Here is a 15,799-nt window from a genome sequence, read left to right on the forward strand (position 1 = left end):
GCAAAAAATTGAAAAATAAAGACAGAAAGATTAAAAATAAATAGAAAAGGTTAAAATTAAATTTTAAGTATGAGATTAGGGGAAAAAGAAAAAAAGATGAGAAAAAAAAGGTAGTTAAAATTTGAGAATGAAAAAACCCTGATTGATAAACAGGAAGAAAATTTACGTTTTTGTTTACCCAAAGGTTTTAATTCAGAAAAATATAAATTAAATAATTTTAATAGTAAAAGAGATTTATTTTTTCTCTTTTATAAAATTTTGACAACCTTTAAAAGTATTTGCTTAGAGAAAGGTTATTTAGATAATAATAGTAAGCAGTTAACAAACGATCGAGATGGTGTTATAAAAACAAAAATTGGTTCTAAAATTGAAAATGAGAGAGAAGATGACGAAAATATTTTTTATTCTAAAATTGATATTCTTGGTAAATTATTAGATGCTTATAATGAGCCAAAAATTTTAAGTTTAGCCTCTCGATTAGGTAAGAGTGATAAATTTGATTTAAGTAAAATTCATAAATATTTACATCAAGGTGTTTATTTGCCTAATAATGCTATTTATGTAGATCAAATGCTTCTCCCGAAAAAAGTAGTTCAATTTGAATCTACTGATATAGTTACAATGTATTGTTACTTATTTTGCGAAATAAAACAGCAATTAAAAGAAACTATAAATATAAAAATTATATCTTTAGGTGAAGATTTTAGAGAACGTTATTTAAACTCTCAAGATAGTCTTTTTGATGAGGATACTTATGAATCAGTTTTAAATTTACTCAAAGATGCTTTAGAAACCATCGATAATTATACGGCTATAAAAGATGCTGATTATTGGGAATATTATGATGCCATTGAACTATTTTTATATGGTGACTTAAATCAAGCCGAAGAAGGGGAAATTTGGGGTATAAATAATTTTCATACCGTGTGGGAGTCAATGTGTTTGACTTACTTAGCAGAAAATAATGATTTATCCTGTTTATTACATTGTGATACTCAATATTTAAGTTCGAGAATTATAGATAAACTTCAAGCATTAGAAAAAGTAATTGATATTAACAATGTTTTTAAAATAAATAGTGTTTCTTTAAATCCTGATGCTGTTTTATATAAGTCAATAAATACTAATATTAAAACAGACAAAATTTATCAGCTACTTATTGATAAATGGAATGATTATGGATATAAAACACAATTTAATTATAAATGGGATCAAGATAATTATTATAGTTATAAAAAAGGTGAATTTATTGAAATTAAAATTGCTTATAAAAATCAAGATCAAAAATATACAGGAGAAATATTAGCGACCATTTACAATCAACAAGAACAATATACAAAAACAAAATATTTAGTTATTGATTACCCACTACCTAAAAATTTTTATTCGTTTTGGGACATTCCAGAAATAATAGATAATAAATGTTTTAATCTAATGTTTTATTTTAATCATTTTTTTTATTTAGCCTTTGAAAATAGAATATTTACTTGGGAAAAGTTTTGTGAAAAGATGTTTAAAGTATTAGATATTAGTTTTGATAGTCGTGGTAAGTTTAATGAAGATAATGTTTTTACTACATCGATTTTTAGGTATAAATCAGAAGAAAATATTAGAAATCAATTTAATAAATTTATATCTCAAATATTTGATAATAAGAATAATTCAATCAACATAATTGATATAAAATACTATGATTCTGAATATTTTTTTAATACCAATAATCAGAAAGAAAATAAAGAAAAAAATGTGAGAAAGCAATTTGTTTATGAATATTTATTGCAAAAAAACTAAAACAACATTTTGAAAATAATTTTATACCTAATATTGAAAGTAGTTTTTGGATTCCCGATTATCGTCCTAATGATTCAAACTTATTTAAGAAAGATCAAGTTTTTCTTAATGATTATATTGAGTTAAATAAAGTCAATTTTTTATTACTTGCTGAAAATTATAGTACTTATTGAATAAGAGTTGGCTCATTATTTGATCTTTTTGTCTTTGTTTATCTTTCGGTTTTGTTATACTGTGGGGGCTTAATATTAAGCCCTTATTCAATAACAATTGAAGTTTACGAATAAATTTTATAGTTTATCTTCTCCAAGAAACTTTAGGCAATACTTGCTCTAAATCAACTCTATCTCTATATTTATTTGCAAAGTTAAGTAAAGAATCCAAAAGAGAATCAGATAAATAATGAGGTTGTAAACCTAAGTCTAATAATTTGGTATTTTTAGCGTTAAAATAGTGTTCTTCTAACTCAACCCGAGGATTTTCTATGGTTTTAATTTCTACTTTTAAGCCGATAGTTGCACCAGCTTTTTGTACCATATGGGCTAAATCATTGATACTAAATAATTCGGTAAACTGGTTAAATACTCTGAATTTTCCTGCTTCTGCTGGATTGGCGATCGCAAGTTCCATACATCGGACAGTATCACGAATATCAAGTAAACCACGAGTTTGTCCGCCACTACCATATACTGTGAGAGGATGACCGATAGTCGCTTGAATACAAAAACGATTCAAAGCAGTACCAAAAACCCCGTCATAATCGAGACGATTAATGAGTAATTCATCCATCCCAGTTTCTTCTGTTAAGACACCATAGACGATACCTTGGTTTAAATCAGTAGCACGAATACCCCATACTTTACAGGCAAAATGGATATTATGGCTATCATGTACTTTACTTAAATGATAGAAACTGCCGGGTTGTTTAGGATAAGGTAGAATATCTTTACGGCCATTATGCTCAATTTCGATATAACCTTCTTCAATATCAATATTAGGAGTACCATATTCTCCCATCGTGCCTAACTTGACAAGGTGAGAATCAGGAAATTCCTCTTTGATAGCGTAAAGAATATTTAATGTACCAACTACGTTATTTACTTGAGTAAATACAGCGTGTTCTCTATCAATCATAGAATAAGGAGCGCTACGTTGTTCGCCGAAATGTACAATAGATTCAGGCTCAAATTTACGAAAAGCCTTGATTAAGAAATCGTAGTTAGTAATATCACCGATAAATAATTCAATTTTTTTCCCTGTTAACTCATACCAACGTTGAATTCGTTTTTGAATCGAAGCAATGGGAGTTAAAGTTTGTGAGCCTAATTTGTCATCCCAGTGACGACGAGCTAAACTATCAAGAATAGCTACTTCATAACCTTTATTGGAGAGGTGTAATGCAGTCGCCCAACCACAGTAACCGTCACCGCCTATTACTAATGCTTTCATTTTTACTATTTTTTTTAGTTATATCAATATTTAGGTTAATTTACCAATTATTGGACACAAATGATCATCATTTTCGTTAAATATAAAAATATTTGAGTAATTAACAATTAATATATCCCTACTCCTTAGCTTAGTCATTATTCATTATTCATTATTCATTATTCATTATTCATTACTCATTACTCATTACTCATTACTCATTACTCATTACTCATTATTCATTACTCCTAAGAATTTATTTGTCTTAACTATGCCGTTTGTTGCTATATTTATTACTTAATTATTGACTATTAATTATTCATTTTATGCGTATTGCATTATTTACCGAAACATTTTTGCCCAAAGTTGATGGCATCGTTACTCGTTTAAAGCATGCCGTTGAACATTTACAAAAACAAGGAAATGAAGTGTTAATCTTCTCTCCTGAAGGTGGTTTAAAAGAGTATAAAGGAGCAAAAATTAACGGTATAAAAGGTATTCCTTTACCTATGTATCCTGAATTAAAATTAGCCATTCCTAATCCTTCCATTGATTTTGCATTAAAAAGATTTAAACCAGATTTAATTCATGTGGTTAACCCTGCTGTTTTGGGTATTGGTGGGATTTACTACGCTAAAAAATTAAATATTCCTCTTGTGGCTTCTTACCATACTCATTTACCACAGTATCTTCATCATTACAATTTAGGTGCGTTAGAAGGTATTTTATGGGAATTACTTAAATTAGCCCATAATCAAGCCCAATTAAACCTTTGTACTTCCACAGCCATGGTAGATGAATTAATTAATCATGGCATTGAAAAAGTTGATTTATGGCAAAAAGGCGTTGATACAGATTCTTTTCATCCTAGTTTAGCTTCACAGGAAATGCGTAATCGTCTTTCTCAAGGCAATCCAGATGTACCATTATTGTTATATGTTGGTAGAGTTTCCGCCGAAAAAGAAATTGATAAGATAAAACCCGTTTTAGAGAGTATTCCCGAAGCTAGATTAGCAATTGTGGGAAATGGCCCAGCTAGAGACGAATTAGAAACTATTTTCGCTAATACTAACACAAATTTTGTCGGTTATCTTCACGGGGAAGAATTAGGTGCGGCTTATGCTTCCTCTGATGCTTTTATTTTTCCTTCCTCTACAGAAACTCTTGGTTTAGTATTATTAGAGGCAATGGCGGCCGGTTGCCCAGTGGTAGCAGCTAGACGTGGCGGTATTCCTGATATTGTCACCGATGGTGTTAACGGTTATATGTTTAATCCTGATGATGCTCAAGGAGCGATCGCAGCTACTCGCCGTTTATTAGCCCATAAAGAAGAGAGTGAGCAATTAAGACAAAATGCTCGTTTAGAAGCCGAAAAATGGAGCTGGAGTTCAGCAACCCTTCAATTAAGAAACTTTTATCAAGGGGTGGTATCCAGTCAATTGTCTTCTGTTGCCTAGAAAAAAATTCCCTCGGATAAATGATAAATTAAAATTATCAATAAATAGACTTCTCTAACAAGTCAGGCAAGAAGCAAAGATATTAGTTTAGATGATTTCAATATTAAAATTGATTTTATTTTTAATTTTTGGAGATGTCTAATGACAAATTATTCTGATGTTATCATTGTTGGCGGTGGTGCGGCGGGTTTTTTTGGAGGCATTAATTGTGCGATAAATAACCCAACATTGAAAATTACTATTTTAGAAGCCACAAATCAACTTTTAGGAAAGGTGAAGATTTCTGGAGGTGGTAGATGTAACGTGACTCATCATTGTTTTAATTCTAGTGAATTGGTAAATAATTATCCCCGTGGAGGAAAAGAATTAAGAGGCGCTTTTTCTCGATTTCAACCCCAAGATACCATTAAGTGGTTTGAAAGTCGGGGAGTTAAGTTAAAAGTCGAAGGCGATGGGAGAATTTTTCCTGTTACTAATGATTCTCAAACTATTATTGATTGTTTGATGAAAACTGCACAACAATGGGGGATAAAAATTTTAACTCAAACTCCTGTTAAAGAGATTCATCAGTCGGAATTAGGTTTTAATTTAACCCTTAAATCAGGAAATATTTTAAGTTGTAAATCTCTTTTAATTGCCACAGGAAGCAATGTTTTAGGTTATAAATGGGCAAAAAATTTAGGACATTCTATACAATCTCCGATACCATCATTATTTACTTTTAAAATTAAAGATATTCGCTTAGATAACTTAGCCGGAATTAGTGTTAATAATGGCTATTTACAACTAGGTATTAAACAGGGTAAAAAACTAGAACAAAAAGGAGCATTATTAGTAACTCATTGGGGGTTAAGTGGCCCCGCCGTGCTAAAGTTATCTGCTTGGGGTGCAAGAATTTTATATGATAATAATTATAATTTACCTTTAATTATTAACTGGCTTCCTGAATATAATTTTAACTCTATTAAAGAAGAATTATCTAAGGTAAAAGAATCAGTATCTAAACAAAAAGTTATTAATTATAGTCAATTTAATATTCCTAAAAGATTATGGCAAAATTTAGTTAATTATAGTTTAATAAATGCTGATAAAATTTGGGCAGAAATGACAAAGAAAGAGATAGAAAAATTAGCTATAGAATTAACTAAAGGAGAATATAAAATTGAAGGAAAAGGAATGTTTAAAGATGAATTTGTTACCTGTGGAGGAATCACATTAAAAGAGGTTGATTTTAAGACAATGATGAGTAAAATTTGTCCTAATTTATATTTTGCAGGAGAGATTTTAGATATTGATGGAGTAACAGGAGGATTCAATTTTCAAAATGCTTGGACGACTGGTTATTTAGCAGGAATAGCTATTAATAATTAATACTAATAAAAAGGTAAATATAGCAATTTGATGTGAGATTTTAAGATATATTAGTGATTAGTTTTAGATATAATATTAACTATTTAAAAATAATTTTAAATAGTTAATATTATTTTATCATATCATAACAATTTAGTTAATTTTCTGTGGTACGCCAACTTAGTTTTAAGTTTAACCAATAATTCCAAATAGTAACAAAAGCAATGGCTAATAAATTAGCTAAATAACGATTTATACTAAATATATTAAAGAAAAAATTTAATAATAAAACATTGAGAATTAATCCTGCTAAATAAATCGATAAAAACCCAATCATTTGAGCTTAAATAATAAGTCTTCTTCAATAGATTCTAAGGAATAATTACTATTTAGTTTTTGTTTTAAATCTTCAGAAGGTTGATATAAAAATACATCACTAAATCCTTTTTCTATCTTCAAATTTTCAGCTTTTTCTATTAATTGAAATTTAACTTTATTATCTAATTTATAACTTAGCGAAATAATATTAGGAAACCAAAAATCACTGATAATTAAAGGTTTTTCTGCTTGATTAATTATCATCGCAGTCTCTGGTGTATTTTTCGGTATCGATTTACTAGCCCATGTAGAAGCAAAAGTTATTTGAGTACCAGATATTACTCCTAAAGATAAAATTATCACCGTTATTATTTGCCATATTTTTTGTTGTGCTATATCTTGAAATATTGTTAATTTTTTTCCTAATAAAAAAGTTATAACTAATTGTATTCCTAGCACAAAAGGGGTCATATATCTAATAATTACAGCTCTTAATCCGCCAATCATTAAATCAGGTAAAGTTAAAGTTATAGCAGGTACTAAAATTAAACTAAAAATAAAGATATGACTATTATTAGGTGCATTGTTATATAAAAAATAAAGTCCATAGGTAACTAATATCAAGATAAATAATAAGATTATTCCATAAAATAATATTGCTAGTTTGCTACTTTCATCGTCAATATTAAAATCAGCAAAAATTAAGCCTATATTTCTTAACCATTTGACAGTATATTTAATTAAAGAATTATTTTCGTCTTGAAAACCTCTTTCTTTAACAGAAACATTTACTATGACTAAATAAATCCATGGAATAAATAAAATAAATCCTGAAATAGTTGATATTAAATAATTACGAACTTGATTAGTAAAACGAAAACCTTGGGTAATAGTTAAGTAGATACCATGAGATATATAAACAAAAATATTAAGAAGAAAAGAATATAAACCCAGAATAATTGAAAAACTATAAAGTAACCAATTGAGCTTATTATCTTGACGATTTGCTCTCAAAAATAAGCCACAAGAAAGTAAAATTGTTAATGTCCATAAACTATAAGGGCGTGATTCTTGTGCATATAAAATATGAAAGGGAGAAACCGCCATTAAAGCCATTCCTATCCAAGCAATTGATGCAGAGTTAAATAATTGCCAACATAACCAATAAGTTAAGGGAATTGTTAATAAGCTGAAAATAGCTGATAAACTACGAATAACGGTAACAGAATTTCCCCAAAATTCTACCCAATATCGAGCTAAAATAAAATATAAAGGCGTTAATTGAGCTTCTTGTTTAGCAATATTATTAATAGTATCAAATACAGTTTTATCGGAATTTTTATCAGGATATTGATATTTTTGTAAGTCTTCTATTCCAATTAATCTACCTGTTAAAATATCTTGTTTGACTTCTTCATGGGTATAACCAGATAACTGTAAAGAGGTATAAGTTTCATCATACCAATAGGGTTTTAAATCCAAGTTAGCAAAACGGAAAAATATTCCTATCAAAATTACAATAATCAAACACAGTTTCGCTATTGATTGTTTCTTCATTATGATAAAGTTATTAAATTATTTATTGACTTTTGTAGCCTAATTTATCTTAATAAGTACCCAGATATAATTAATTTTATATTTAACTATCGATTATTATTTTTTTATATTTCTGTACTTCGCCAACTTAGTTTTAAGTTTAACCAATAATTCCAAATAGTTACAATAGCGATCGCCAATAAATTAGCCAGATAACGGTTTAAACCAAAAACATTGAAGAAGAAATTTAATAATAAAACATTAAGAATTAATCCTGCTAAACAAACAAGATTAAACTTGATAAATCTTTTGATTTTTTGTCTTTTTCCCGGTTGTTTTTGAGAAATATCTTTGAAAGTCCAAGCATCATTCCACAGAAAATTATTAATAATAGCTAATTCCGCCGCTATAATTTTACTGCGAGTTAAGGGCAAAGCTAAGGTAGAGGGATCACTTAAAAGATATAAAAATGTCATATCAACAAATACACCACTTAATCCTACGACACCAAAACGAATAAAACGGTTAATTTGCCATAAAGATAATCGCAAACGAATTAAATGACGAATATAGTCAATATACTGTTGTTTTGTTACTTTGCTTTCACCTTCCTGTCGTTCTTGAAAAATATATCCCACTTCTCCAATTAAACCGATTTTACCTCTACCTAAGACTTCAATTAAAATTTTGTACCCTAAAGGGCTAAGAGTGCAACCGAATAAACACCGACGACGCACTAAAAAATAACCGCTCATGGGATCAGAAATGCGTCCAATTACTCCTGGTAAGATAACTAAACCTAAAGTTTGTGCCCCACGAGAGAGAAAACGACGTGTAGCACTCCAATCGCTAACTCCTCCACCTTCGACATGACGACTACCAATAGCTAAATCCGCTCCTAGTTCGATTTTTTCCCATAAATTTAACAGCGTTTCAGGAGGATGTTGTAAATCTGCGTCTATTACCCCGATAACTTCACCTTTTGCTACTTGCCACCCTCTAATGACGGCGGTAGATAATCCTTTTTCCTCCGTGCGTCGCATTACCCTTAATTGAGGATAAATAGGCATCAAATCTAAAGCTACTTCCCAAGTTTTATCGGGACTATTATCATCAACTATAATTAATTCGTATTGTTGAGGAATCCGTGAATCTAATAATTGAGTTAATTTTTGAATGATAGTAGGTATATTTTTACTTTCATTATAAGTAGGAATTACTAATGATAATTTTATTTTTTCCTCAGAGTTATTGTCTATATTCCTGATTTCTAATATTTCCAGACTTCCTGATGGCACAGGTGATAAGGATTCAATATTATTTAAACTCATTTTTGATAAATTTTGATTAGAATAAAACTTTTAGCTTAGATCATTAAACCATTAATTTTTCTATAAATTATGAATTGTTGGAAACTATTTGTAGAAAATCTTTACAATATTTTTCAAATAAATTATTTAACTTTTCGGCTTCTTTTTTGATGTCGTGATTTTCGTTAACTTTTTCTTTGCCTTTTTTGCCCATTTCTGCTATTTTTTCTATGGGTAAACTTAAAGCAGATTCTAAAGCTACCGTTAAAGCATCAACATCTCCTGCTGGAATTAACCAACCTGACTCACCGTTGATGATTAATTCAGGAATACCTGCAACATAAGTAGTAATAACTGGTTTTCCTAAAGCTAATGATTCCATAATCACCACGGGTAAACCTTCGGCGAAACTAGGCATTACCATTAATTTTGCTTGAGAGATTTGCTGTATCACTTCATCGCTACTCGCCCAACCTGTAATCTCAATTTGCTCTTTTATACCCAATTTTTGACTTAATTCTTCTATTTCCTCTCTTAATTCGCCATCTCCCACTAAAATTAGTTTACATTCTATTCCTTTCTCTTTTAATCTAGCTACTGCTGTTAATAATAACAATTGTGCTTTTTGAGGGCATAATCTCCCAACACACACTAAACGATTTTCTTCAGCAATAGGAGTAACTTCGGCTTGAATAAATTTTTCTTCTAAACCACAATGAATAATGTGAATTTTTCCCCATTCTTTATAATCGCACCAACGATAAATTTGACTTTTGCCATAACTACTAATTGCCACCACAAATGTAGCTCTTTTTATTTTTTCAGGTAGTGCGATCGCCATCGGTTTATCAAACTCTTCAGGGCCGTGAATAGTAAAGCTATAGGTGAAATCAGATAAGATACTACATAACATAGCAACGGTGGTTGAATTTGTGCCAAAATGAGCGTGTATATGTGATATTTGCTCTTTTTTTAACCAAAATGATAAAACACAAGCCTCAGCTAAATAAGCAAAATTAAGTAAAATACCTCTGTCAGAAAGATAGCCAATTTTGAAGGTTAAAACCAAAGCCTGAATAAAGTTAACGGGGTAAAGAATAAACATTTTTAAAACATTTATCAATAATCCTTTAACACCAACATTAAGAATAAATTGAGTTTTTGCTAATTCCTGTATATCTTTTATATCTACTAATTCATCTTGAGTATAACGAATAGAATATCTTTGGATTTTCAAGCCTAGGATTTCTAGTTGTTGTATTTCTCGACGAATAAAACTATGACTAACTTTAGGATATTGATTGATTAAATAGGCTATTTTCATGATTTTGTTGATTAACTATCTCTTTCTGTGCGAATCCACTGACTTTCTCGTTTAAAGAGGAATTTAACATAAAGAGGGATTTTCCAGAGAATATAAAGAGGAATTTTGATGAGAGTTTGTAAAGGTATTTCTTCCTTGCCAAATTTAATCCACGCCGTCAAAATTGCACTAAAAATCATTAATCCTGCGATGGATGATATTAATAAAGGGATGTAACTAATACTTAAAGTAAATATCAAAAAAGAAATTAATGTTATTCCTAACCAAAGGGAAACGAAAAGAGATAAAGGGGGAATAGACAAATCTAAGGCGATGACTAATAAATCTAATCTTCTTTGTTTTAGGCTTTCTTTTAATAGTACAGGAATATAAGATAAAGCAATTTGTAAATGTCCATGTTCCCAGCGAGTACGTTGAGTGGTGGCTGCTTCTTGTTTTTGGGGTAAATATCCTGTAATTGTTGCACGAGAGCAAAAAATGGGAGAATGGTTAGCGATAGCTAAATCTAATCCTAGTTTCATATCTTCTACTATATGGCTACTGGCTAAATTTGCTTTTTGGATTACTTCCCAAGGAAAAGCCATTCCAGTGCCTGTTAATAAACAAGGTTGTTTTACATTATATAAGCCTAAAGGACGTACTAAATTTTTTACTTTAAAAGCAAAGGCAGAAATTTGATGTTTAGGAGTTGGTTGCGGTGGTTTCTCCATTAAATATAAACCTTGTACTGGTTTATGAGTGGTCATGGCTTTTTGTGTTAAATTTTGGATACTATCGGGGGAAATATAACAATCAGCATCGATAAAAATAACAATATTCGGGGGATTTTTTGCTAAATAAGTTAAACCAAAATCTAAAGCATAACCTTTTCCTCTGAGGGAAGAATTATCCCGACTAATAACTTTTATACCCATTTTGTGGACAATTTCAGAGGTATTATCAGTACAATTATCGGCAATAACAATAATTTGATCTGTGGACTTTAATTGAGGGATAATTGATGTTAATGTTTGAGTAATAACGGTTTCTTCATTATGGGCGGGAATTAACACAGAAACAGAAATATTTTCCCATTCACTTTGACTACTGTTAATTACTATTTGAGAAGGAAATAAAGCGGCAATACACTCTATTAGTAAAATAAAACTTAATAAAAGAATTATTCCTGAAAGTAAGTTAAATAAAATTGTAACTATTAATAACATATATTTCGATTAGAGAAAACTTCGGAAATGAATATGAATAAATGATGATGTTTAAATTATTAACTTATTTTCTTTCTTCAATAGACCTCTTGCAAAATAAAAAGTAAAATCTATTTTAGGATGGAAAACGTTAATTTCTTAACTCATTAGTCATTACTTATTACTCATTACTCCACTTCTGCAAGAAGTCTAATAGGTGTGAAGATGTCTAATGTTTAAAAAGCTAGTTAGCTTGGTATTTAGAGGTTTATTAATTAGTCAGGATACCAAAACATACCCTTAATGCCTTCTGGATCTAATACAAAGCCTAAACGACGGTAAAAATCAACTACTTGAGGATCAGCAAATAAGGTAACATTACTAATATCATCACTCCGTAACTTTTTGATGATATATTTCATAAATGTTTTACCTAAACCTTTTTTTTGAAAACGAGGATGTATCACCACATCCCAAATAGTAGCATTAAAAGAATGATCTGAAGTTGCACGAGCGAAACCAATCATAACGGTTTTTGCACCCTTTACTTCCCATGCAGAAGCGACTAGATAACTATTATCTAAGGCTTTACGCACTTTACGCAATGGCCTTCTCGCCCATCCCACCGAATCACATAATTCCTCTAATTCATACAAATCAATATCTTGAGTTGTACTAAAAAAGACCTTACTACGACCAAAAATTTCTTGATCTAGTGTAACCCAATCCCTGTCATAAACTTTGTCAGAGATATTATTTTCGTTGTCAGTTTTTGTAAACAATTTCTGTAACCAAACCATGTCTATATGGCCAAGGAATTTACAAATGATTTATTTTTGATCTCTTAGTGAAGCAGATAAATTCTTTTCCACAAGACATTTAAAGATAATAGCATAAGAGAGTTTATAAGTAAATTAATGATTTTTTCTATGAACAAAGGACTGATAAAATAATTGTTGATCAATGAGATTTAATTTTCTGAAACTATCGACTTTATCATGAATCAATGTAATTCTATCCTTATTCAAGTACCAGCAACTACAGCTAATTTAGGTTCTGGTTTTGATTGTATCGGTACTGCGTTAAATCTTTACAATGAATTTGAATTTAGTTTAAGTGACGAGAAAACATCTTTTACCGTAGTTGGGGATGGGCAAGAAAAAATTAGTTTGAAGGATGATAATTTACTTTATCAATCTTTTGTGAAATTTTATCAACACCTTAACTTACCTATTCCTGAAGTTCACATTAAAATTAGTATAAAAGTACCTTTAGCTAGAGGTTTAGGTAGTTCGGCAACGGCAATTGTGGCTGGTTTATTAGCGGCTAATTATTTTTCTTCTCAAAAACTTTCTCAAGAAAATTTACTGAATTTAGCTATAGCCATTGAAGGACATCCAGATAATGTTGCACCTGCATTTTTAGGTAATTGTATTTTATCCGTAGGAAAAGAAAATAATTGGCATTTTATTCCGATTAATTGTCATGAAGATATAAAATTTATTGTGGCTATTCCAGATTTTGAGTTATCTACAGAAGAAGCAAGATCAGTATTACCAAAACAATTAAGTTATCATGATGCTATTTTTAATATTGCCCATTTTGGTTTATTAATTAAAGGTTTAGAAACAGGAAAAAAAGATTGGTTAAAAGAAGCATTAAACGATAAATTACATCAACCTTATCGTAAGAGTTTAATCAAAGGTTATGATCAAATTCATGAAGCAGTAATCCAAGCTCAAGGTTATGGTATGGTGATTAGTGGTGCAGGGCCTACTTTGTTAGCTTTAAGCTCTAGTTTACACGCTGAAAAAGTAATCAAAGTAATGAAAGATACTTGGGAAAATTTAGGCATAAAAGCAGATGTAAAATGTTTAGATTTAGATACTAAAGGTACTATTATTAGAGAAATTTAAGAAAAAAATGAATTTGATTGCAGAAGCCATAAAAAAAAGACTAATTAAGTTTGATGAAGAAAAAAAATTTATCACTTATATTCATCAAAATAAAAAGAGAAATTATACTAATCCTGAAGAGCAAATACAAGGAGAAACTTACTTAAAATTAGTTCTTATTTACGGTTATTCTCCTAATAGAATACTGCAATTTGTCCCTGTAAAAATGGGCTCGACTACCAAAGAAGCGGACATAATTGTTTATAACGATGATGACAAAAAATCTCCTCATATTGTGGTGGAATGTAAAAAACAAGACATCTCTGAATTAGAATTTAAACAAGCTATTGAGCAGGGTTTTAGTTACGCTGTCGCAGAAGGAGCGAGATATGTTTGGGTTACTTCTGGCTTAAAAGATGAATATTTTTTAGTACCTTTAGAGAAGCCTAAAGCTCGTCAATCTATCTCCGATATTCCTCAATTTGGAGTAACAAAATTAGCTAAATTTAAGTATGCTAAAAACGGTGGAGAAAGTAACGGACAAAAATTATTTGAGTTAGAAATTGTCAGCGAAGATGATTTAACTAGACGTTTTAAACAAGCTCATAATGCTTTATGGGGAGGCGGTGAATTAAATCCTTCTACGGCTTTTGATGAGTTAGATAAATTGATTTTTTGTAAGATTTGGGATGAGAAAAAACCCCGTAAAAAAGGCGAGCCTTATGACTTTCAAATCTTTAGCGAAGATAGCGAAGAAAAAACAAATTTAGAATTAATAAATCGCATTAAATCATTATATGATGAAGGTCGAAAAAAAGATCCTGAAGTGTTTAAAGATGATATTCGTTTAAGTGCTGAAAAATTGCGTACTGTTGTCGGTTATTTAGAAGGAATAAACTTAGGTGATACGGATTTAGATACTAAAGGAAGGGCATTTGAGACGTTTATGGGATCATTTTTTCGGGGAGATTTTGGGCAATATTTTACTCCTCGAAATATCGTTAAATTTATCGTTGATGTGTTGCCTATAACTAACGATTCTTTGGTGTTAGATACTTCCTGCGGTAGCGGTGGTTTTTTACTTCATGTATTAGATAAAATCAGACAACAAGCTAAGGAATATTATGATCCAAAATCCGTTGAACATTATAAATATTGGCATGATTTCGCTGAAAAAAATCTCTTTGGTATTGAGATTAACGAACAAATCGCGCGTACTGCTAAAATGAATATGATTATCCATGATGACGGTCATACTAATGTTATTTCTGCTGATGGTTTATTGTCTAGTGAGGAGATAATTAATAAGACTAATAATCATGGTTTTGCTTATAATAAATTTGATTTTATTGTCACTAATCCGCCTTTTGGTTCGAGTGTGAAATTAACCGAACAAGCCTACATGAAAAATTATCATTTTGCTAAAAAAGAGGTAGATTGGTTAAACCCAAATACGAAAGAAAGTGAGAGAGATAATCAAAATACTGAGATTTTATTTATTGAGCAATGTTATAATTTTTTAGCAGAAAATGGTTATTTAGCGATAGTTATTCCCGATGGAATTTTAACTAATTCGAGTTTGCAATATGTCAGAGATGGCATTGAGGAAAAGTTTAGAATTGTTGCCGTTATTTCTTTACCACAAACTGCTTTTACTGCTACGGGTGCTGGGGTTAAAAGTTCGGTTTTATTCTTAAGAAAATATCCTTTAGCTACCACGGAAAAAATCCAACAGAATAAGTTATCTTTACAAGATTCTCTCAAGGTTAAGCATAATTTTGATCAGTTATTAACTAAACTTGATAAGGAGAAAAAAGATAAGATTAAAAAGTTAATTGGTTTTGATAATATCAATAATTTAGAAGGAAAACCGTTACAAAATTCGAAGGCTTTTAAGGAGTGTAAAAAAGAAGTCAGTAACGAATATAAAGAAAAAGTTGACGAAATTAAAGAAGGTTTATTAGAGGAATATTTAACGGAAAAACAACGGTTATTAAATGATTATAATATCTTTATGGCGATCGCTGACGATATAGGCTATGATGCTACGGGTAAAGCGACAAATAATGGCGTTGCTGAATTAAGGTATGATTTTTAGATAAAGGGGTCAAATTATCAAAAATAAAAAAATGATACAATGTCCAGAGTGCGGGTCTAAACATATTCACAAAAATGGAATTAAAAAAGGAAAGCAAAATCATCTTTG

General features: G+C 30.1%; 11 protein-coding genes and 1 pseudogene. 5 read left to right on the forward strand and 7 right to left on the reverse strand.

The annotated features are described in order from the left end of the window. Positions 1–258: 258 nt before the first annotated feature. Complete coding sequence (locus ACEW8E_RS11485) at positions 259–1,791, forward strand: hypothetical protein (RefSeq protein WP_373480483.1); 1,533 nt, start codon at positions 259–261, stop codon at positions 1,789–1,791. 297 nt (positions 1,792–2,088) lie between these two features. On the opposite strand, the gene ACEW8E_RS11490 is transcribed toward ACEW8E_RS11485, so the two are convergent. After that, positions 2,089–3,240 (reverse strand): NAD-dependent epimerase/dehydratase family protein, encoded by a 1,152-nt coding sequence (locus ACEW8E_RS11490; RefSeq protein WP_373480484.1) that lies wholly within the window; start codon positions 3,238–3,240, stop codon positions 2,089–2,091. Positions 3,241–3,545: 305 nt separating this feature from the next. On the opposite strand from ACEW8E_RS11490, the gene ACEW8E_RS11495 reads away from it, so the two are divergent. Next, on the forward strand, positions 3,546–4,676 hold the full coding sequence (locus tag ACEW8E_RS11495) for a glycosyltransferase (RefSeq protein ID WP_373480485.1): 1,131 nt from the start codon (positions 3,546–3,548) through the stop codon (positions 4,674–4,676). Between the two features lie 141 nt (positions 4,677–4,817). Beyond that, positions 4,818–6,047: an NAD(P)/FAD-dependent oxidoreductase gene (locus ACEW8E_RS11500; protein WP_373480486.1), complete on the forward strand. Its 1,230-nt coding sequence runs from the start codon at positions 4,818–4,820 to the stop codon at positions 6,045–6,047. A 136-nt stretch (positions 6,048–6,183) separates the two neighbouring features. Here the strand turns inward: ACEW8E_RS11500 and ACEW8E_RS11505 are convergent. The 6 genes and pseudogenes from ACEW8E_RS11505 to ACEW8E_RS11530 form a co-directional block, all read right to left on the reverse strand. After that, positions 6,184–6,348 (reverse strand): annotated as a pseudogene (locus ACEW8E_RS11505) (GtrA family protein); the annotation flags it as partial. Positions 6,349–6,359: 11 nt separating this feature from the next. Beyond that, on the reverse strand, positions 6,360–7,901 hold the full coding sequence (locus tag ACEW8E_RS11510) for a glycosyltransferase family 39 protein (RefSeq protein WP_373480487.1): 1,542 nt from the start codon (positions 7,899–7,901) through the stop codon (positions 6,360–6,362). 104 nt (positions 7,902–8,005) lie between these two features. Further along, on the reverse strand, positions 8,006–9,211 hold the full coding sequence (locus tag ACEW8E_RS11515) for a glycosyltransferase (RefSeq protein WP_373480488.1): 1,206 nt from the start codon (positions 9,209–9,211) through the stop codon (positions 8,006–8,008). A gap of 67 nt (positions 9,212–9,278) precedes the next feature. Continuing rightward, the gene (locus ACEW8E_RS11520) at positions 9,279–10,514 is read right to left on the reverse strand and encodes a glycosyltransferase family 4 protein (RefSeq protein WP_373480489.1); all 1,236 of its coding nucleotides are present in this window, start codon (positions 10,512–10,514) and stop codon (positions 9,279–9,281) included. Positions 10,515–10,525: 11 nt separating this feature from the next. After that, the gene (locus ACEW8E_RS11525; RefSeq protein ID WP_373480490.1) at positions 10,526–11,719 is read right to left on the reverse strand and encodes a glycosyltransferase family 2 protein; all 1,194 of its coding nucleotides are present in this window, start codon (positions 11,717–11,719) and stop codon (positions 10,526–10,528) included. Positions 11,720–11,973: 254 nt separating this feature from the next. Then, positions 11,974–12,498 (reverse strand): GNAT family N-acetyltransferase, encoded by a 525-nt coding sequence (locus ACEW8E_RS11530; RefSeq protein WP_373480491.1) that lies wholly within the window; start codon positions 12,496–12,498, stop codon positions 11,974–11,976. Positions 12,499–12,696: 198 nt separating this feature from the next. Here ACEW8E_RS11530 and thrB point away from each other — a divergent pair, with 198 nt between their 5' ends. Together thrB and ACEW8E_RS11540 are read left to right on the forward strand one after the other, a co-directional pair. Further along, on the forward strand, positions 12,697–13,614 hold the full coding sequence (gene thrB / locus ACEW8E_RS11535; protein ID WP_373480492.1) for a homoserine kinase: 918 nt from the start codon (positions 12,697–12,699) through the stop codon (positions 13,612–13,614). Positions 13,615–13,621: 7 nt separating this feature from the next. Further along, entirely contained in the window at positions 13,622–15,691 is a 2,070-nt protein-coding gene (locus tag ACEW8E_RS11540) for a restriction endonuclease subunit M (RefSeq protein WP_373480493.1), read from the forward strand. Positions 15,692–15,799 lie beyond the last annotated feature (108 nt).

Source organism: Geminocystis sp. (genome assembly GCF_041753295.1).
In the GTDB taxonomy this organism is placed as follows: domain Bacteria; phylum Cyanobacteriota; class Cyanobacteriia; order Cyanobacteriales; family Cyanobacteriaceae; genus Geminocystis.

What these genes read in the sequence shown, in the direction of transcription:
- ACEW8E_RS11490 (WP_373480484.1), bottom strand. Translation starts at nt 3,240, where the DNA reads ATGAAAGCATTAGTAATAGGCGGTGACGGTTACTGTGGTTGGGCGACT.
- ACEW8E_RS11495 (WP_373480485.1), top strand. Translation starts at nt 3,546, where the DNA reads ATGCGTATTGCATTATTTACCGAAACATTTTTGCCCAAAGTTGATGGC.
- ACEW8E_RS11500 (WP_373480486.1), top strand. Translation starts at nt 4,818, where the DNA reads ATGACAAATTATTCTGATGTTATCATTGTTGGCGGTGGTGCGGCGGGT.
- ACEW8E_RS11510 (WP_373480487.1), bottom strand. Translation starts at nt 7,901, where the DNA reads ATGAAGAAACAATCAATAGCGAAACTGTGTTTGATTATTGTAATTTTG.
- ACEW8E_RS11515 (WP_373480488.1), bottom strand. Translation starts at nt 9,211, where the DNA reads ATGAGTTTAAATAATATTGAATCCTTATCACCTGTGCCATCAGGAAGT.
- ACEW8E_RS11520 (WP_373480489.1), bottom strand. Translation starts at nt 10,514, where the DNA reads ATGAAAATAGCCTATTTAATCAATCAATATCCTAAAGTTAGTCATAGT.
- ACEW8E_RS11525 (WP_373480490.1), bottom strand. Translation starts at nt 11,719, where the DNA reads ATGTTATTAATAGTTACAATTTTATTTAACTTACTTTCAGGAATAATT.
- ACEW8E_RS11530 (WP_373480491.1), bottom strand. Translation starts at nt 12,498, where the DNA reads ATGGTTTGGTTACAGAAATTGTTTACAAAAACTGACAACGAAAATAAT.
- thrB (WP_373480492.1), top strand. Translation starts at nt 12,697, where the DNA reads ATGAATCAATGTAATTCTATCCTTATTCAAGTACCAGCAACTACAGCT.
- ACEW8E_RS11540 (WP_373480493.1), top strand. Translation starts at nt 13,622, where the DNA reads ATGAATTTGATTGCAGAAGCCATAAAAAAAAGACTAATTAAGTTTGAT.